The 21,609-nt window shown below is 33.9% G+C and carries 11 protein-coding genes; all 11 read right to left on the bottom strand.

The window, feature by feature from the left end; all coding sequences use genetic code 11:
• Window positions 1-4 precede the first annotated feature (4 nt).
• The 11 genes from OLM57_RS13785 to OLM57_RS13735 all read right to left on the bottom strand — a co-directional run bounded on the left by OLM57_RS13785 (window position 5) and on the right by OLM57_RS13735 (window position 21,566).
• Window positions 5-4,345, bottom strand: coding sequence for a chemotaxis protein CheB (locus tag OLM57_RS13785; protein WP_264564269.1), 4,341 nt, complete (start codon window positions 4,343-4,345; stop codon window positions 5-7).
• A 274-nt stretch (window positions 4,346-4,619) separates the two neighbouring features.
• On the bottom strand, window positions 4,620-5,294 hold the full coding sequence (locus OLM57_RS13780) for a peptidoglycan DD-metalloendopeptidase family protein (RefSeq protein WP_264564268.1): 675 nt from the start codon (window positions 5,292-5,294) through the stop codon (window positions 4,620-4,622).
• 82 nt (window positions 5,295-5,376) lie between these two features.
• Window positions 5,377-7,785, bottom strand: coding sequence for a thiamine pyrophosphate-dependent enzyme (locus OLM57_RS13775; RefSeq protein ID WP_264564267.1), 2,409 nt, complete (start codon window positions 7,783-7,785; stop codon window positions 5,377-5,379).
• 187 nt (window positions 7,786-7,972) lie between these two features.
• Window positions 7,973-10,798: an aminopeptidase gene (locus tag OLM57_RS13770; protein WP_319800249.1), complete on the bottom strand. Its 2,826-nt coding sequence runs from the start codon at window positions 10,796-10,798 to the stop codon at window positions 7,973-7,975.
• A gap of 153 nt (window positions 10,799-10,951) precedes the next feature.
• Window positions 10,952-11,680 carry a TIGR00730 family Rossman fold protein gene (locus tag OLM57_RS13765; RefSeq protein ID WP_264564266.1) on the bottom strand — a complete coding sequence of 243 codons (729 nt, stop codon included), beginning with the start codon at window positions 11,678-11,680 and terminating at the stop codon, window positions 10,952-10,954.
• A 155-nt stretch (window positions 11,681-11,835) separates the two neighbouring features.
• Window positions 11,836-14,667 (bottom strand): excinuclease ABC subunit UvrA, encoded by a 2,832-nt coding sequence (uvrA, locus tag OLM57_RS13760; protein WP_264564265.1) that lies wholly within the window; start codon window positions 14,665-14,667, stop codon window positions 11,836-11,838.
• Between the two features lie 102 nt (window positions 14,668-14,769).
• Window positions 14,770-15,723 (bottom strand): Fic family protein, encoded by a 954-nt coding sequence (locus OLM57_RS13755; RefSeq protein ID WP_264566910.1) that lies wholly within the window; start codon window positions 15,721-15,723, stop codon window positions 14,770-14,772.
• 61 nt (window positions 15,724-15,784) lie between these two features.
• Window positions 15,785-17,578, bottom strand: coding sequence for a chloride channel protein (locus OLM57_RS13750; protein ID WP_264564264.1), 1,794 nt, complete (start codon window positions 17,576-17,578; stop codon window positions 15,785-15,787).
• Between the two features lie 86 nt (window positions 17,579-17,664).
• On the bottom strand, window positions 17,665-19,446 hold the full coding sequence (locus OLM57_RS13745; protein ID WP_264564263.1) for an AMP-dependent synthetase/ligase: 1,782 nt from the start codon (window positions 19,444-19,446) through the stop codon (window positions 17,665-17,667).
• A 192-nt stretch (window positions 19,447-19,638) separates the two neighbouring features.
• Complete coding sequence (locus tag OLM57_RS13740; protein ID WP_264564262.1) at window positions 19,639-20,796, bottom strand: S1 family peptidase; 1,158 nt, start codon at window positions 20,794-20,796, stop codon at window positions 19,639-19,641.
• Window positions 20,797-20,933: 137 nt separating this feature from the next.
• Window positions 20,934-21,566, bottom strand: coding sequence for a DNA alkylation repair protein (locus OLM57_RS13735; RefSeq protein WP_264564261.1), 633 nt, complete (start codon window positions 21,564-21,566; stop codon window positions 20,934-20,936).
• Window positions 21,567-21,609: the final 43 nt, after the last annotated feature.

Genomic DNA, 21,609 nt, shown 5'->3' with positions numbered 1-21,609 from the left:
TTCTCTATTTCTTAGGAAGTGTTTTCTTAAGCTGTTTGATGATTTTGTTATACAAAAGCTTTTCGTCAATTGGCTTAGAGATATAATCGTTCATCCCGATTGTTTTAGATTTTTGGACATCAACCGTAGTCACATCGGCAGTAAGTGCAATAATTGGAATTTTTGAATTCATAGTATTTCTAATGTAATCTGTAGCTTCAAACCCATTCATTTCGGGCATCAGTATGTCCATTAGAACAATGTCATAATTGTTTTCTTTTAGTTTTTTTATGGCAACTTTACCATTTTCGGCAATATCACATTGAAAACCAAATTCTTCCAAAATGATTTTTATCAAAAGTTGATTCAGTGGTATGTCTTCGGCTACCAAAACTTTTATATTTTCTATTCCTTCAATCGTATGGATGATATTTTCTGTTTCGGATGGAGTTTCGGTACAGAATTTTTCAAAATCCATGACAAATCCAAAAGTAGAACCTTTCCCTTCTTCACTTTTTACAATTAATGAACCACCTTGGTGTTCGACTAATTGTTTTACAATGGCAAGACCTAAACCGGTTCCTCCATACAATCTCGAAATTTCGGTAGAGGCTTGTTCGAAATTGTCAAAAATGTGTGTCAGTCTATTTTTAGGGATTCCTATGCCTGTATCTGTCAAGGTAAATTCTATTGTGGTTTTTTCAGAATCTTCATTCAACATTCGAACATTCAAAATTATTTTTCCTTTGGCAGTAAACTTGATGGCATTGCTTATTAAATTCAAAATAATTTGTCGCAAACGCATACAATCACCTACAATATATTCTGGAATTCGAGTATCATATTGTTGTTCCAGTTTTAAATTTTTTTCCAAACATTTGGATTCAAATAAATAAAAGATGTCGGCAATAGATTCAAATATGTTAAATGTTTTTTTGTCGAATGTCATTTTTCCAGCATCTACTTTGGCAAGGTCCAAAATGTCATTAATTAATACAATCAATGCATTTCCGGAAGATTTAATGGCGGTAATAAATTCTCGTTGTTCTTTGTTCAAATCGGTTTTCAAAGCCACATTGGTAAATCCAATTATGGCATTCATCGGAGTCCTGATCTCATGACTCATATTCGATAAAAATTGTTGCTTTGATTTTAAAGCGTTTTCGGCAATTTTGGTGTTTTCTTCTGCAATATGTTTGGCTTCAATTAATTCGTTTTTTAAATTAATATGATTAGTAACTTCATAAGCAATGATGGTAACTCCCATGATGGTTTCATCAGCATCGAGATAAGGTTGATACACAAAATTAAAATAAACATCCTCCAAATGACCATTGCGTTTTAAAGGTACTAGAAGTTCATATCCTACTTGTGGTATACCTGTTGAGTAAACTTCTTCGAGCATTTTTGGGATTGGACCTCCTTTTAATTCGGGTAAAATAGTAAGAATTGATTTGCCTTCTATATCATTTCCTTTTCCCCAAATTTCTTTAATACTATCATTGGCAAGTTTGATGACCATCTCTTTTCCTTTTAATATAACAAAAGAAAAAGGCGAATTCATCAGCATCATACTATAACGTTTATTACTGTCTTCTGTAGATTGGAGTGCTTTTTTTCCTATCTCTAATTGAACTTCCAGTACTTTTTTCTCTTTGATTTGGAGCTCAATTGCCAGATTTCGAACATCGGTAATGTCGATAATTGTAAGCACAATCAATTCTTCGTTTTCTCGTGCTTGGATGATGCGGTGTGCGTTGAGCAACATTATTTTTTTGCCAATCGTCGGAAAAATATGTTCTACTTCAAAATCATGAAAATGCTTATTTTCTAAAACTATTTCCTCTATGAGTGTTCTTAATTTTGGAATGTTCCATTGGTTATTTCCTAATTTATATAATGATTTTCCGACGCATTCGTCTTCGGTTACGTGAAATGTTTTGCAGAATGATTTGTTGGCCGATTTGATTTTAATATCTTTATCGAGAATAAGCACAGGCTCATGAACTGTCGAAAGTATGGCTTCATTGTATTGATTTAATTCTTCAACTTGTTGGATTCTGGAATGCAATTCCTGATTACTGGTAACCAATTCCTCGTTGGTCGATTCAATTTCTTCTTTAGATGTTTCCAGTTCTTCATTCAAGCTTTGCAATTCTTCATTGCTCGAGACGATCTCTTCGTTGGCGCTTTGCAATTCTTCATTGGCAGCTTCCTGATCGTGTGTGATAGAACCCATATCTGCTCTAGCGGAGGCAAGCTCTTCTTCTAGTTTTTTTATTCTCCGGTCTTTGGCAATCGTATTGTTTTCTTGTCCTTTTATCGATTCTTCTTCGGTTTCGTGTTGCACATATCCTGTAAAAATGACGATCAATAGCGGTTCTTCTCCTTCAATATTCAACGGAATGGCTTCAATATTTACTATCTGAATGGTTTTGTCTATAGGATTCCGATTCATTTCAATCCCCATTTTTCGAATAGGAAGTTTTGTTTTTATGGCATGATGGATGGCATTTCGCAACTCAAATGTGATTTCGATATGTGCCATTTTCAAAATATTAAAACTGGCCTTACCTGGGGAATGTTGGAGATATAAAGAAGTAGATCCCCTAAATTGAAGGATTTCCAAATCATAATTGATAATGACACTGGCAGGTACATGATTTTCGAGCAAAACGGTATCAAAAGCCATCTCAATGGTACCGTTTACTGATGTAGCTGTTTTTTTGAATGTTGAAGTTGGTATTTTATTTTTATCAGACATGGTAGAATGGGAAAGTTGTGAAGTAAGATCTGGGATAGTACGTAATCCTGAATTTTTTTTTCGGGAATAAATTTTAAATTTTTTATCTAGAATTGTAAAAAGTTGTGTAGTTGTTCCAATCGTTTCGGATTTACCAAGCATCAAACACCCTCCATCATTTAATGCATAATGAAAAGTAGAAATAGCTTTTTTTTGGGCTGTTGTGTCTAAATAAATTAACATATTGCGGCAACTGATAAAATCCATTCTTGAAAATGGAGGATCTCGCAAAATGTTATGTTTTGCAAAGACACAGACGTCCCGCAACTCTTTTACAATTCTGTAGTTGTCTTTCGATTTTGTAAAGAAACGTTGCAGTCTTTCCGGAGAAACTGCTAGTACTTGACTTGCAGTATATTCTCCAATTCGGGCAATTCTGATGGCTTCGCCACTGAGGTCTGAAGCAAAAATTTGGAAAGGTGTGCTGTTTGAATTGTTTTCTTGTATTTCTAGTATTAACATAGCAATAGAATACACTTCTTCGCCAGTGGCACAAGCAGAAACCCATAAACGAAGTGTTTCTCCTGTTGATTTGGTTTCGAGTAATTTGGGCAGAATTATATTTTTTAAATGTAAAAAGGCCTCTTCATCTCTAAAAAAAGCAGTTACATTGATCAACAAATCCTGATAAAGTAAATCGACTTCATTGCTTTGATTGGAAAGCAATTCGGCATATTCTTTTAAAGTTTTAATCTTATGAACTAGCATCCTACGTAGCATTCGCCTTTTTATAGTGTTCATTTTATAATGGCTGAAATCTACATTTTTCCGTTGATGCAAAAGTTGAAGAATAGTTTTTAATTCTGGATTGCTATTATCTATTTCTGTTTCAGGGGCTTTCTTTATAGGATATCTTATAAGTAAAGGATGTTGGCTGATGCGCGTTAATTCGATTCCAATTTCTTTTGGAGATAAAACAAAATCAACAATACCTTCTGCTATGGCTGAATTGGGCATACTGCTAAACTTAGCCGATTCATCTTGGGCAAAAGTGATACCACCAGCTTGTTTTATTTCTTTCAATCCTCGAGTGCCATCATTGGCAGATCCCGATAAAATAATTCCAATTACATTTTCATGGTGCGTTTCGGCCAAAGAAGAAAAAAGTAAATCGATGGAGAAGTTTGAAATTCTGTGTTTGGATCGGGGAATTAGTTTGATGTGACCATCTGTTACCTCAATTTCCTTGTCATTGGGAATCACATAAACATTATTGGGTTCCATTTTTTCCATATCGTCAATCACCTGAACCTCCATTTGAGTTACTTTTGATAGAAGCACATCTAGTAAACTTTTATGATCTGGACTTAGGTGTTGGACATAAATAAAAGCCATACCTGTTGTAGAAGAAAGGTTTTTCAATAATTGGCTTACTGCTTCAAGACCGCCTGCAGATGCACCAATAGCTACGACAGTAAAAGATTTATTTTTCTCTTCCTTTTTTGAAACATGATGCTTTTTTGTAGGCGTTTTTGAGAATGTGATTTCTTTTTTTGTTTTAAATTTATTGTCGGCAATAGGATCAAGTAAATCATTGTGTTCTATGGTCGAAATTGATTTCATTGTACCAATATTTACTTTGGACAGTAGTATTAAAAAGAAGTATTCTTTTTAATACACCCTTTAAATAGGATATATCCATATCAAATGTAGTTATAACAAACACCAATAACTATTAATATGGTACCTATCTTTTTAAATCGTATGGAATATTGTTTGGTTATTTTGTTGAATAACAATAATAAAGCTGATGTATAGTACAAAGGACGCTTATAGAATTAATCAAATTTTTTTTAGTTTTTTGATGTAGTAAACTTAAAAAATATGAGATTCATTATTAAATCTTTAATAATAAATTAGGATCTGGACAATTTTCTAAATAATGTGCCAGTTTATTTTTGTTGCAAACACCTGGATAATCTCCGAAGTTTTCTTCAATGTTTTTTATAATTTGAAAATGTAAATGTGGCGCATAATCTCCATTTACTATAATGTCTCCTAGTTTGGCCAATTGCTGACCTTTAGCAAAAAAATCACCTACTTTGAGAGAATTAATACTTTCTAAAGATAAATGCCCGTATAAAGTATAAAAAACATGGTGACCTAATTGATGTTCCAGAATTATGGTCGGTCCATAATCACCTAGATTATTGTTGTATTGAAAACTGTGGACTTTTCCATCTAGTGCAGCCAAAACAGGCGTTCCAGCTTTTATCCATAAATCCAAACCGATATGAATATTGCGTTCCTCTGTATTCGAATCATTAAAAACGGTGCTTCTTTTATACAAATTGCGAACTTCATTATAACCGCCGTAGGCGACACTGGCTTTATTCTTAAGTATAAATTGCTCTATGTAATTTTCAAAATCTGTTGCACTAGAAATATTCAGTTGGTTCAAATCTGGATTGGAAGGGGATAAATCTAACGGAGTATATTTCGAATAGGGGATAGCGCTGTCGATAACTTTGATATCTTTTAAATCCAAAAATAAAGTTTCTAGTGGTGTCATTCAAGAACGGTGATAAGTTTCAATAAAGATAAAAAAAAATCCCATTCACGAGTGAATGGGATTTTGAATATTATTTTTTAGCTTAATACAAACTTGGAAATTTTGAAGGATTTACTTCATGCATCATTTCATATACTTTCTCGTAAATATCTTCAGTAGAAGGTTTAGAGAAATAATCACCATCTGTTCCATAAGCTGGTCTGTGTGCTTTGGCAGTCAAGGTTTGAGGTTTGCTGTCTAGATGGTTGTACGCATCTTGTTGTTCAACAATTTGTTGCAAAATATATGCAGAGGCGCCTCCAGGAAGATCTTCATCAATAACCAATAATCGATTGGTTTTTGAAATACTTTTTACAATATCACTATGAATGTCAAATGGGAGTAACGATTGCAAATCGATAACCTCGCAATCAATACCAGCTTCAAATAATTCTTTGGCAGCTTGTTCTACTAATCTTAAAGTAGACCCATAAGATACTAGCGTTATATCTGTTCCTTTTCTCAATGTTTCTACAACACCAATTGGCGTTTTGAAGTCACCATAATTCTCAGGCATTTTTTCTTTCAATCGGTAACCGTTCAAACATTCGATAACCAAAGCAGGCTCATCACATTCTAATAAAGCATTATAAAAACCAGCGGCTTGAGTCATATTTCTTGGTACCAAAACATGAATTCCTCGAATGGCATTTATAATCATTCCCATTGGGGAACCAGAATGCCAAATACCTTCCAATCGATGCCCACGAGTACGAATGATAAGGGGGGCTTTTTGTTTACCAACCGTTCTATATTGCAATGTTGCCAAATCGTCGCTCATAATTTGGATCGCATACAATAAATAATCCAAATACTGAATTTCGGCAATTGGGCGTAATCCTCTTAATGCCATTCCGATTCCTTGTCCTAATATAGTAGCTTCACGAATGCCAACATCGGCAACACGCAGCTCTCCATATTTTTCTTGCATTCCTTCAAGACCTTGGTTTACATCACCAATATTTCCGGCGTCTTCGCCAAAAATTAATGCTTCAGGATATTTAGTAAAAATAGCATCAAAATTATCTCTCAAGATCATTCTACCATCTGTATCTGCTATAGCATTCTCTGAATAAACAGGTAAAACTTCTTTAACAGAAAACACATTTTTATCAGATTCAGAAAATAAATTACTGCTGAATTTCGGTTGTGTTTTTTTAATATAATTAGTGATCCAACGAGATAACTCTAATTTGTCTTCCTCATTGATAATTAAACGTAAAGTTTTACGCGCTGCTACTAATATTTCTTTTTTCAAAGGAGATTTAATGCTTTTTAAACTAGAAATAGTTTTAAGAATTTCATCTTTTTTGATGCTAGTTATGGCTATTCTTTCTAAAATAGCGATTAACTCATTTTGTTCTTCCACGATTGGGCCAATAAAGGCGTTCCATGCGGCTTTTTTGCCTTCAAAAACTTCTTTTTTAGCTTCCAAATCAATCGCGTCAATTTCTTCTGGGGAAGCAATATTGATAGCAATCATCCATAATTTCATTTGACGAATGCAATCAAAGTCTTTTTCCCATGCCAATCGAGCCGCATTTTTATATCTTTCATGTGAACCCGAACTGGAGTGTCCTTGCGGTTGGGTCAATTGATTAACATGAATCAATACAGGAATGTGATTTTCGCGAGCAATTTCAGAAGCCTTTTCATAAGTAGCGATCAAATCGACATAATCCCAACCTTTTACTTTTAGGATTTCAAAACCATTTGTATTTTCTTCTCTTTGGTATCCTTTTAATATTTCGGATATACTCTCTTTGGTGGTCTGATGTCTGGCATGAACCGAAATTCCGTATTCATCATCCCAAACACTCATTACCATAGGTACTTGTAATACACCTGCGGCATTAATTGTTTCAAAAAATAATCCTTCAGAGGTACTGGCGTTTCCTATTGTTCCCCAGGCAATTTCATTTCCATCAATGGAGAAATTTTCTGCATTAGGAATTCCGGTAACATTTCTATATATTTTTGAAGCTTGTGCTAATCCCAACAAACGAGGCATTTGCCCTGCTGTTGGAGAAATATCGGCACTCGAGTTTTTTTGTTGTGTTAAGTTTTTCCAAGTTCCGTCTTCGTTCAAACTGTGGGTTACAAAGTGACCACCCATTTGTCTTCCTGCAGACATCGGTTCTATATCAATATCTGTATGACCGTATAAACCCGCAAAAAATTGTTGAACAGTCAATTCTCCTATGGCCATCATAAAAGTTTGATCGCGATAATAACCAGAACGGAAATCTCCATTTTTGAAGAACTTAGCCATAGCAAGCTGCGGAACTTCTTTGCCATCTCCAAAAATACCAAATTTGGCTTTTCCAGTTAATACTTCTTTCCGACCCAATAAACTGCACTCTCTGCTTATTATGGCAATTCTGTAATCGTTTAAGACTTCGGTTTTAAAATCTTCAAATGTTAGATCAGTATTGACTTTCTCTTTTATCATAATTTAAAAGTATAGCTTTAATGCGGCAAATTTAATCAAAAACTATCTATATATCATTATTCATTTCTTTATTTTTCTAAATTTTTAACAAATAATTTTTAGTAAATGAGATGTATTTTTATGATAAATATTTTTTTATTGACTATTTATAGAGAATAATTCAATAATTTAAAGTTTTTGTTTTGGATTAAAACCATTTTCTAGTAAAAAGATTAATTAATGATTTAGGGTTAAAAACAAAGATAAATCGTATTTTTTCGTTATAATTTTTTTGAGTCACTTCAAATCCATTTGATGAATACACAGGAAAGAACAATTCAAAATAATCTTGAACTAAATTGAGCCGAATACCACTATCATAAAGAAAGGTGTTTTGGAATCCTTTATTTTTTACAAAACCAAAATCGGCATAAGCGTCTATCCAATTCCAAATGGTATAACTCATATTGGTTGAAGCCAACCACTGATTTGATTGAGGAGGATTTAAAAAAGATTTAAAACCACCTTGAGCGAAGAAATATTGCTGACTTAGTATGCCTGTTGTTTCAGAACGTGCATAAACGGCATAATCAAACATATAATCATTTACTCTCGAAACTCCAAAATTATAATTTTGGGTATTATTGGTATTGTATAAAAAAGTTCCTGCAAATGCTCTAATATTAAAATAACGTTTGTCATTGAATAGTTTTCGGTATTCCACTTCAGCGGATACTTTTCCAAAATATTCCGAAAATTGAACATCGGTAACAAATTTTACATGGCTGGCAACTTCTGTCTTTATATTTTGATATTTAAGATCCAAAATAGAGTAGTTGTCAGTGCTGTCAATCACGATGGAGGAAGGCTCTTTGTTTATGATATTGTATTTTATAAATATAGCTTGTTTTCTGTTGTCTCGATAGCTGGGCTCCCGAAAGAAAAAGGATAAACTGGGATTTAATTTCAAATAGGCGGCATCGGGAGCGTAATGAAAATAGGAACCGCTTAAGAAATAACGAATATTATACAATCTTCCTTCACGCAGATATTGGTTAATTCCAAAGAAATAACTGCCTACAATCGATTTAGTGTTGAACGAATACATCGGATTTAATGTAAAAATAAAAGGCTTATCGAAGAAACTATAATTGTAAAAACTGATTCCCGGTGCAAAACCATCATAAAGGTTATAAAACAGAGTAGGAACATAAAACAATTGAGAACGATGAGAATCTTCTAAATCTTCAAAGAAAGTGAGTTTTAAAGGTCGATTTAGTGAAAACGGGTTCAATGATTTCCAATTGTTTCTCAAATTAAATTCAGGTACTTCATTATTATAATTAAGCACCAGTTTATCTACATTTTTGCGTTCGAATGTTAGTGTAGTGTCAATTTGATTGATTTCAAGCCATTTTTTAAAAATAATCTGTTTGTTTTTAATTCCGAATACCGGCATAGGAACCAATGGAATTCCTTTGTTCTGTACAGTAAAAGTCACACTATCTTTGGTTTTTGATACATCACCAAATTTATAATCAATGGTTTCTCGGCTATCTATAATGTAATCAAAAAACCAGTCAATATTTTTTGAAGTTTTTGATCTCAATATTTTTTCAAAATCATTTCTGGATGTTTGCCCTTCTGTATTCAGGATATAAAACTGCTGAATACCAGAAGTGACGAAATCATTTCCAAGATAATCGTCCAAATATTTTAAACTCAATCCAGCTCTATACTTATTTGCAATTTGAACATTGTATTTTATCAGCGAATTTTTTGGAGCGTTAAGCGGTTGATCCAAATTTTTTCTAGACATCAGCATATAATAATAACTGTATTGCTCGTTAAAATCAGTCTGTGCCATTTTGAATCCTCTCAGCAAAAAGTATTTAGAGGCAGATCCCATCATTTTACTTTCTGGATGATATTGATCTATATAATCCATCATGGTAAACACCTGAATCCCGTCATAAATCCAATTGTCTTTTCTGGAGTCCAATTGCAAACTGTTTTTTAGAAAAACATTCAAATAGGTTTTCAGAAATTTAATTTCAAAAAGAAAATCATCCGGAAACGGTCTCATGAATTTGGGCAATTGATTCAGTCCGTAAAATGGATTTCGGTCATAATCGGCTTGGGAAATTATTATTTTAGTATAGGGATAAATACCAATATTTTCCTTTATAAAATTTGCGATTCTATTGATTAGTTCCGTTCTAACAGAATCACTCACTTTTCCGCTGGATCTTAGGTTGGTTATGACTTCCAAATTTCCAATTTTATAACTTTTATAAGTTGATTCTTTTTCTATAATTAAATCAACATCAGTTCGGTTTTTACCGCTAAGGTTTACATGGGTTTCAAATTCAGTCTTTCCTAAATTAGAAATTGCCAAATCCGAAGTTATTGCATTTTTATTTGAGATTTTCAAATCAATATCAAAATCTGAAACCCCATTGGCTATATCATCAAGATTTTCGTTACTGTATTTTACAAATTGATGATCTTCGTAACGGGCAGGCGTAAGAAACCAATTTTTGAGATGCATACCATAGTTTTCAAAATGGCCATATTTGGTAAATTTATCACTAGGAATTTTGGAAACATAGGTAAGGTGTAATTTAATTTTTTGGTTTGGAATTAATACTCGATGCAATAGAACCTTTATGAAGTCGGGATTTTTTTTGGTTCTTTCCCAACTAAAAGCATTTTTTTCTTTATCCTCAATGGTTAGATTAAAAGTTCCCCCGCGATCTTCTTCCAATGCCATGTGAAACTTGTTATAAAACTCGTCTGAAAAGCGTTTTCCCAGCGGGCTGTCTTTTTCTGAAAAAGCATTATTCCAATCGTTTAAAATAATCGAAGTCAAAGTGTCATTGCTTTGATTGTAAAAGATAATTTCTTGATCAATAGTCAGGCTATTGGTATCCATATCCACTTCAACAGCCATCTTGGAGTGATGCTGTGCATATTGTTTATGGGAAACCAACAAAACAATAAGTAAAAGGATAATTTTACCGTAAGTTTTCAATTTGGGGACGTATAAGTTTACTGAAAAAGTATAAAACTAAAAACAAGTTACAAAAAATTAAGAAAAGTTCAGTATTAAATTGTCAAAATGCATCAAAACACGTCAAATGAAAAGAGCCGTCTCGTTCCCCAAAAAATAAGACAGCTCTGATTATTAAAAATTTGGACTCAAATCGTACTTTTTATAGAATTTATCTAAAACAGCCACCACTTCATCTTCAGTATCAACCACTTTGAATAAATCCAAATCACCTGGGCTTATAGTATGTTCTTTTTCAACCAAAACCGTTTTTATCCAATCAATCAAACCAGACCAAAATGCACTTCCCACTAATATAATTGGGAATTTGGCTATCTTTTTAGTTTGAATTAAAGTTATGGCTTCAAACAACTCGTCCATAGTTCCAAATCCACCTGGCATTACTACAAATCCTTGCGAATATTTTACAAACATTACTTTTCGAACAAAGAAATAATCAAAATTCAAGTTTTTATCTCTGTCAATATATGGATTAAAATGCTGTTCAAAAGGCAATTCGATATTCAGTCCCACCGAAGTTCCACCTCCCAAATGCGCTCCTTTGTTTCCCGCTTCCATAATTCCAGGACCACCACCCGTGATTACTCCATAGCCTGCTTTACTGATTTTGAAAGCAATTTTCTCGGCCAGCAAATAATATTTATCTTCTGGTTTTGTCCTAGCCGATCCAAAAATAGTCACACAAGGGCCAATGCGTCCCATCGTATCATATCCATTTACAAATTCGGACATGATTTTAAAAATCCCCCAACTATCATTGCTTCGTATCTCGTTCCAAGTTTTCTGTTTCAGCTTATCTTGGATTACTTTGTCCTCGTCGTTGTCAAAATCTTCTAATCTCATATTAATGTATTTATTTGGAGCTATTTCCCGCTATGCGTTTCAATCTTTTTATTTTTAAAGGAAAAATAAAAAGGATTTCCACTTCTATCGGGGCTAGGGAATCCGTTTTCAATTCAACTTTTGTTTTAAAATTAATCTTTTCAAAAGATGTTTATCTAAGATAACTCTTTTTTCAAAAACTGTGCTGTATAGCTTTTTTTATTTTTTGCTATTTCTTCGGGAGTTCCTTTGGCTACAAGCTGTCCGCCACCTTTTCCGCCTTCTGGACCAATGTCGATAATGTAATCGGCTAGTTTAATGACATCCATATTATGCTCGATAATCAAGATGGTATTTCCTTTGTCCACCAACTTATTTATAACATCCATCAATACTCTAATGTCTTCAAAATGTAAACCTGTTGTGGGTTCATCCAGAATATAGAATGTATTTCCCGTATCTTTTTTAGACAATTCTCCGGCCAGTTTGATGCGTTGTGCCTCACCACCCGAAAGTGTGGTGCTTTGTTGGCCAAGCGTGATATAACCCAAACCTACATCTTGAATCGTTTTTACTTTTCTATAAATCTTTGGTATCATTTCAAAGAAAGGAACCGCTTCATCAACCGTCATATTCAACACATCCGAAATGGATTTTCCTTTATATCGAATTTCCAATGTTTCTCTGTTAAAGCGTTTTCCTTGACACGTTTCACATTCTACATATACATCGGGCAAGAAATTCATTTCTATGGTTCGCACTCCAGAACCTTCACAGGTTTCGCAACGCCCGCCTTTTACATTGAAACTAAAACGTCCCGCTTTATAACCTCGAATCATACTCTCGGAAGTCATCGTAAACAAGTTTCTGATTTCGGTAAAAACTTCCGTATAGGTTGCAGGATTCGAGCGCGGTGTTCTTCCAATCGGACTTTGGTCAATATCAATCACTTTGTCGATATGTTCTAAACCTTCAATTTTTTTATATGGTTTCGGAATTTTAACGCCATTAAAATAATAAGCGTTCAAAATAGGGTAGAGGGTTTCATTGATTAAGGTCGATTTCCCACTTCCCGAAACACCTGTGACGCAAATCATTTTACCCAAAGGCAAATCAATCGTAACATTTTTCAGGTTATTACCTGTAGCACCAGTGAGTTTTAGGAATTTTCCATTTCCTTCACGACGTTTTTTAGGAATTTCAAGCTTCATTTTTCCATTCAAATACTGAGCCGTAATCGTATTGGATGCCAACGTTTCAGCAGGAGTTCCAATGCTGATGATCTCACCCCCATATTTTCCTGCTTTTGGTCCAATATCAATCACATAATCGGCGCGTTCAATCATATCTTTATCGTGTTCGACTACAATTACTGAATTACCAATGTCGCGTAATTGTTCTAATGAATGAATCAGTTTGTCATTGTCTCTTTGGTGCAAACCGATACTTGGCTCGTCCAAAATATATAAAACACCTACCAATTGAGAACCAATTTGCGTCGCCAATCGAATACGTTGCGCCTCACCACCCGAAAGTGATTTGGAACTTCGGCTCAAAGCCAAATAATCCAAGCCTACGTTCATCAAAAATGCCAATCGGTCTTTTATTTCCTTAATTACTTCAGTTGCAATTCGTTTTTGTTTATCGGATAAATGTTGGTCTAATTCCAAAAACCATGCGGTCAAATCCGAAATGTCCATATCACACAATTCGGATATGCTTTTTTCATTTATTCTAAAATAGTTCGCTTCTTTTTTCAAACGCGAACCTTCACAAACGGGACATTTTACTTCATCCATAAAGGCTGCTGCCCAACGTTTGATAGTTGTCGAACCACTTTCGTCGTGTTGGTTTTTTATAAAATGAGAAATCCCTTCAAAGTCAATTTTATAATCTCGAGCAACGCCTAAAACTTCAGAATTGATGGTGAATTTTTCTTTCCCACCGTTCAAAATCATTTCCATGGCTTCAGCAGAAATTTTTTCGACAGCATCGGTCAGTTTAAAACCATATTTTTCTCCAATAATTTCCAATTGCTTGAAAATCCAAGACGATTTGTATTCACCCAAAGGTGCAAATCCTCCCGCTTTAATAGATAATTTTGGATTAGGAATTATTTTGTCAATATTAATTTGATTAACAGTTCCCAGTCCGTTGCAATTATCGCAAGCTCCTTTTGGGGAATTGAAAGAAAATAAATTCGGTTCGGGATTTTGATAAGATATTCCAGTAGTTGGGCACATCAAATTTCGACTGAAATAGCGCACTTCATTGGTGTCTTGGTCCAGAACCATCAATACGTTTTCGCCATGATGCATCGCTGTATTGATGCTTTCGGATAAACGTTTATCGTTGTCTGGTGTATCTTCGATAACCATTCTGTCGACAACAATTTCGATATCATGGGTTTTGTAACGGTCTAATTTCATTCCCGAAACCAAGTCCAAAATATCTCCGTTGACACGAACTTTCAGGAATCCCTGTTTGGTTATTTGCTGAAAAAGTTCTGCGTAATGTCCTTTTCTCGCTCGGATAACCGGTGCTAGAATATTAATTCGTTTTCCAGTAAAATCCTGTATAATTAAATCTTTAATTTGATCATCCGAGTAAGAAACCATTTTTTCTCCTGTGTTGTAGCTGTAGGCATCGGCACCACGAGCATAAAGCAAACGCAGGAAATCGTATATTTCGGTGATGGTCCCTACAGTAGAACGCGGGCTTTTACTTGTTGTTTTTTGTTCGATAGCTATAACAGGCGAGAGGCCGTCAATTTTATCGACATCGGGACGCTCCAAGCCACCAAGAAACTGTCTCGCATAAGCAGAAAACGTCTCTACATAACGGCGTTGTCCCTCGGCATAGATTGTGTCAAATGCCAAAGAGGATTTTCCAGAGCCAGAAAGACCGGTAATAACTACCAGTTTTTCTCTAGGAATGGAAACGTCTATATTTTTCAGATTGTGAACTCGGGCACCTTGAACTTCAATCGTATTGTTTGTATCTAGCATAATTTTTGCAAAAAAGCAAAGTTACCATTTTGATTGCTACTTTTGATAGAACACTATGGAAGATTGTGTTAAAAAAGAGCATAAAAAAACGCTAACTTAAAGCTAGCGTTTTCTTTTTCGGGTTTCCATATAATCTTCAATCGCTTCCTTAGTAGTAAGCCAGTTTCGGCCTTCTTTGTATGCGTCAATTTTTCCCTGACGAGCCAATAAACTAATATATTCCTGACCGTATGGGAAATTAGGTTCTTGAATGATATCTGAAATTTCCTTATATTCTGTGTAATTATCAGGCATCGCCCTTTTGTAAATATTTAAGGTTCGTTCCAGTGCTTGGCACATCAATAAAGTTAATTTTTGATAATTACCACCATTGGCTTGATTCAATGCTTCGTAGTATTTCTTTCGGTCATTTTTAAGAATAATAGCAGGTGGAAAACCACAGCGCATTAATATTAGATTCATAGCCAATCGGACAGTGCGACCATTCCCATCGAAAAAGGGATGAATCCATACCAATTTATGGTGAAACACAGTAGCCAACTCAATCTCATTTAGGTTTAAAGGATTTGTATTTATAAAATCAATCAATTCATCCAATAAATCGGGTACTTTGTTGGCGTTCGGCGGTGTAAAATTGGCACCTGTAATTCGGACACCCGCATTACGAATGCGCCCTGCAAAATCCTCTTCGATAGAACGTAAAACCAATCCATGCAACGATAAAATATCGATACTGCGTAAAGTATAATCTTCATTTACGATTGAGTACAAATAATCAATGGCTTTATCGTGGTTATGTGTTTCAAAATGCTCTCGAAGTGATTTTCCTTTTACAGTAATCCCTTCTTGTATGACCATTTGAGTTTCCCGTAAGCTCATGGTATTTCCTTCAATACTATTCGAATTATAAGTCCATTCTATCGAAAGGCTTTCACGAATTTTATGCAAAGCAATGGTAGGCAATGGTCTGCTGGACTGCAAATCTTGTCTTTTTTCATACAATCTATCAAAGGTTGATTGAAGTTCTTCTCGGTATGTTAAATTGATATCCCACATAAGACCACAAAGATACATTTATTATCGGATACTTTAAAATTTTAATCTATCCGATAATAAGCTATTCAATGGTCATCGATTTTAACTTGGTTCTGTAGGCTTCAAGAGCTTCGGATTTGGATATAAAACCATAGTATTTATCATCATTTATAACCGGAAGAAAGGCTTTTTTGGATGACTCGAATTTATTCATGACAACTTCCATATTATTGAATGGATAAATGATGGCAACGGGCTGAACCATAATTTCTTTTACCAAAGTATATTTTACACGATACGAATTGAAAATTATTTCTCGAATATCATTGAAATGGACAATTCCCAAAAGCTGATTTTCTTTTGAAACTACAGGAAAAATAACTTGATTGGAATGCGATATTAGATCGACTAATTTTTCTAGATTCTCTTCTGGTGATATGGTTAAATAATCTCTATGTATAATGGCGTTTGTGTCTAAAGTTGAAAGTACATTGGCATCTTTATTACTGGTAAATACATGTCCTTTTTTTGCTAATCCCTTAACATCCAATGAATGTACTTCAAATCGTTTCGATATAGCAAAGCTGATAGAAGACACAATCATAAGTGGAATCATCAGACCGTAACCTCCTGTAATTTCTGCAATTAAGAAGATTGCCGTCAATGGTGCATGAAACAATCCGCTCAAAATACCGGCCATACCAACCATTGTAAAATTACTGATGGGCAAATTAGTCAAGCCTGTTAAATTTAATAATTTCGAAAAGAAAAAACCAACATAAGAACCTAAAAACAGTGATGGAGCAAAATTTCCACCATTACCGCCACTTCCCAAAGTGATTCCTGTAGCAAATGCCTTTAGCATAAAAGAGCATCCAACGAAAGCCAATAATGCCCAACTATTATCTCTAAATCCTCTAAAAAGGGTATTTTCTAGTAATTCACCCGGGTCTTTATCGGACAATGTTCGGATACTTTCATATCCCTCTCCAAATAGTGTCGGAAAAATAAAAATTAAAAGTGCCAGAATAGATGCTCCAAAAAGTGCTTTTTTGTAAGGGGATAAACGAACATGACTGAAAAAATGTTCAGTTTTTTGAAAATTACGAGCATAAAATACTGCTGTAAATCCAGTAAAGATTCCCAGAAGTATGTAATAAGGAATATTGTGATAATTGAAGGTTTGTCTGCTTGTGAAGTTTAATAAAATGGTTTCGTCCAATGCGATTGCCGAAACTAAAGCCCCAGTTGCGGCAGCTATCATTATTGGTGTAAAAGCCGAAATGCTGACATCAACCAATAAAACTTCAATAGCAAACAAAACTCCTGCAATCGGGGCGTTGAAAGCAGCTGCTATTCCTGCTGCTACTCCACAGCCAATAAGCAAAGTTCTGTCTTTGTAATGCAATTTATATTTTTGGGCATAATTGGATCCAAACGCAGCTCCAGTAATCACAATTGGACTTTCAAGACCAGCAGAACCTCCCAAACCTACCGTGAGTGAACTAGTGAGAATCTGAGCATACATCTGCTTTTTTGGAATAATACTTGCCTTTTTGGCTACAGCATATAAGATTTGTGAAGTACCTTTTTCAATAGAACCACCTAGAAATTTTTTTATGACAAAAACAGTCAACACAATTCCAATAACGGGTAACATTACTTTTAAGATCCCCAACTTAAAAAAATTAGCATGTATTGTAACATAAGTGGCAAACCGGAATACCCAGTGAGCAAATGTCTTTAAAACAATTACGGCAATAGCTGAGGATATTCCAACCAAAACACTTGATAAAAATATAAATTGCTTCGGAGATAATAACGATTGTGATAAAGCAATAATGTTCTCTAATTTTGAAATATATCTTTTAAACATTTTATTTTTGAAGATTGTTTAACACAAAAATAGGCTTTTATAAATTTAATAAAAAAAACAATAATGACAGTTACTAATAAAATCAATCAACGACCATACATTTTTTCGTAAACCACTTTATACTTTTCCATAATAACTGTTCTTTTTAATTTTAAAGTTGGTGTCAATTCTCCAGTATCAATAGACCAAACTTGAGGTAATAAAGTATGTTTTTTAATTTGCTCCCAATTTCCTAAACTTGAGTTTACTTGCTCTATTTCTTCATTAATTCTTTCCTCTACAATTTTATTCTCAACAATGCTTTTAAAAGAAGAAACATCAATATTGTGATTTTTTTTTGCAATAATCCATGATTTAATAAAATCAAAATCCGGAACAATCAAAGCACATGGCATTTTTTCTCCAACGCCTACAACCATTACTTCTTCTATAAAATTGGATGCTTTCAGTTTGTTTTCAATAACTTGCGGAGCTACATACTTTCCTCCAGAAGTTTTGAACATTTCTTTTTTTCTGTCGGTAATTTTCATGAAGCCTTCTTCATCTAAATGTCCGATATCACCAGTTTTAAGAAATCCATCTGCAGTAAAGTTCTCGGCAGTTAATTCTTTTTCTTTATAATAACCCAACATTACATTTTGGCCTTTGACCAGGATTTCTCCATCTTCGGCAATCTGAACTTGCATATTCTTAAGTGGTTTTCCAACTGTACCCACTTTATATTCTCCTTTTTTCCACTGCGGTCCGGAAATTATTGGAGATGTTTCAGTCATTCCATAGCCTTCCAAAATTGGAATACCAGCAGCATCAAAAATTCGGATTAATTTTGTTTGCAATGGCGCACTGCCACAAATTAAAGCTTTAATTTCACCTCCAAGAGCATCTTTCCATCTTTGAAATATTAATTTTCGAGCTATTTTTAATTTAAAATGATACCAAAATGATTGTTCTGTAAAAGGTTCATATTGGTTGGCTAAGTGCAAGGACCAATTAAAAATTAATCGCTTTATTTTTCCTAATTCATTGGCTTTAGAAAGGATTTTGTCATAAATTTTTTCAATCATTCTAGGAACAACTGTCATTATTTCCGGCTTTATATCCTGAGCATTTTCTCCTATTTTATCGATTGCTTCAGCAAAATAAATTTCGACTGAATCCAGTTGAAAACGGTACAATGCCATTCGCTCAAAAACATGACAAATGGGCAAAAAACTCAAAGCTCTTTGTACATTTTTTGGCATGCAATCCGAAATAAATATAATGTTTGAAATCAAATTGCCATGCGATAGCATCACTCCTTTTGGTTTTCCGGTAGTACCAGATGTATAAATAATGGTCACCAAATCTTCAGTTTGAATCGATTTTTTTATATCTTCTAAAACCACATCAAGAGAACTTTTTTCGCCAATTTGATGCAAAACGGCTAAACTTCTGCAGTTTCTGAATTCGCCAAATCCGAAAATTTCCTGTAGTGAAGGAACCAACACTTTTACTTCTTCAATTTTATCAAATAATTCTTCTTCAGATACAAAACAAAATTTAACTTCTGCATGATTCAAAATATACTCAAAATCAGCTTTCGAGACAGTTGGATAGATTGGCACCAAAATAGCTCCTACTTGTTGCACGGCCATATCAACAAGATGCCATTGTGTGCAATTTATATGTGTAACTATAGCTATTTTTTCACCTTTTTGTACTCCAATTTCTAATAATGCTTTACTCAAAATTTGGACTTTATCTAAAAAGGAGCTTGTAGATTCTCTTTGCCAAACTCCATTTTCTTTTGTGTTGAAGGCATGGAGCAAAGCTTTATTGTTTTGTTGATAAACAGGAATATCGAATAATCTTTTTATATCGGAATACATGGAGTTGATTTAAAGTATTAGAATTTATTTTTTTTGAAAAATTAAATTCACTTATGAAGTTAGCTTTTTTATTTTGATGATTATCTAAAATTATTATAATCTTTTGAAAAATAATATTTTAGTAAATAGAATACCGTTTAAATCATAGAATAGATTTAAACGGTTCCTCTTGCTTTATTTAAAAAAAGTGATTTATTGCATCAGAGACATGGCATGTTTGGCAACAATACCAAAATTATATCCCTGAGCTTCGTCATATCCGGCATAATTGATTGCAATGAGTTGCCCACATTCATTAAAAACCGGCGATCCACTGGCTCCATGTGTAGATGTGACATTGTATTGTACACTTACGCCATCAGATTCTTTATTGATTTGACCTTCATAAACCTGAACTTTTATTCCTCTGCGAGTATTTGCCAATTGTAAACCCATTGGATAACCTATCAAAATGGCATTGGTACCCGGTTTTAAAGTAGCGTCATCTTTTACGGCATTTTCTAAATCCACAATATCAGATACTGAATCAGGTAATTTTTCACTTGTGAGTTGTAAAATAGCAACATCCACTTCATCACCATCGGCTATTTTGAAAACTTTACATTCTAACCAATCGTCTTTCGAACCATGTAATGCCACACTTATTTCAACGGTTTTAGGAACAATTTCGATGTCTTCGATTTTTGTATAAGTAATTTGGCTTGTTACTGCTTTTTCCTCTGATTGATTGTCAGCTATCAAATCATTCACTTCACTGTTTACACTAGTAGAATCCACATTTGCGACTGGTGCAGTTTCAGCTACAGGAGCATCTTCTTCAGAATAATCTTCTTCGCCTTCATTTTGATAATAGTCATTCCAATGCGATTCGAGATAGGTTTTATAGTCTTTTTTGTCAATAGAGTCGGGTAGAACGGCAGCGATGTGGTCTTTTAAATCGCTAAAATCGTCATTTTTGGGTTCAGTGTATTTCCAAGGTTCTGCAACATGATGATTGGTGACAATTTTTCCATCATCAGAAACAAAAAATCCGGTTCCAGAGATTGTTTTATCTTCAAACGAGCTATCATCTACTGTGATTTGAAAAGGCTCCGACCCTTTGATGGAAATTTGTAAAGCATAAGTATGTTTTACAAGCACAACTGCATCTTTGTATTTTTCATAAATCTCAGTTTGATTATTGAGACAGACTACTTCTTTCTTATGGAATTTTGCCCAAACCCTTGGGATAACAATTAAACCGAGAACAAATAGTATTCCGGCTATTAACGCAATTTTTTTATTTCTTGCTTTGTTATTGGTTTGAAATGCATTTGGGTTATTTTCTTCTGAAGCTCTATTATCCGCCATTTTATTTGATTTTTGTAAGCAAATTTAATAAAACAAAACGTACTAAATATAAGGTCTTTTGATTTAATTGAAATAATTTACTTTATTTTGAATAAAATATTGTTTATCAGTCGTTTGTGATGATAAATGAATCCTTGTCATAAATTTTTTAAGGCTTCTTTCTCGCTCAATTTTTTTAAACTGGATTTAGAAACAAAATCTTTGACTGCTTCTGGATTTGTTTTTGCATATTCCCGCAATGCCCAGCCAATGGCTTTTTGAATAAAAAATTCGGTTGATGTTTTATGTTTCTCACAAATGAATTTTAACAAATCAAAATTTGTTTTTTCTTTATAACCCAATTGAAAAAGTATAGCAGTTCGATTGAGCCACATATTCTCTGAATTAGAAAAACGTGCAATAACAGCATCTGTTTCCAAAGGGAATTGTAGCAAATAATCCCCTAAAATAAATTTGGCAATAACATCAACTGTATCCCACCATGAGTTGGTGATTACAAGTTTTTCGATAAGCAGAATATCTTCTTTTATGTAATTGTTTTTGAGATTTTTCATTACTATTTCTACCGCACAATAATGCAATTCCCGTTCTTTTTTTGAAAACAATAACGAAGCAATTTCTCTTGTACTAGTAGAAACTTCTTTTTGATTTTCTGTCCAAATAGTTTTAAAAATTCGTCTTCTTTCCTCTGTTTTAATTCCAAAAAAAACAAAATTATTTTTCATGTATTTTGACATGGCAACAGCATTTTGGCTATTACTATTATCCATAAATGCTTTTTCTAAAGAGGATATAAAATTCATATAATAAAAA

The organism is Flavobacterium sp. N3904 (assembly GCF_025947305.1).
Lineage (GTDB): Bacteria > Bacteroidota > Bacteroidia > Flavobacteriales > Flavobacteriaceae > Flavobacterium.
Note: the sequence above shows the minus strand (reverse complement) of the source record. Positions and strands in the feature narration are given on the sequence as shown.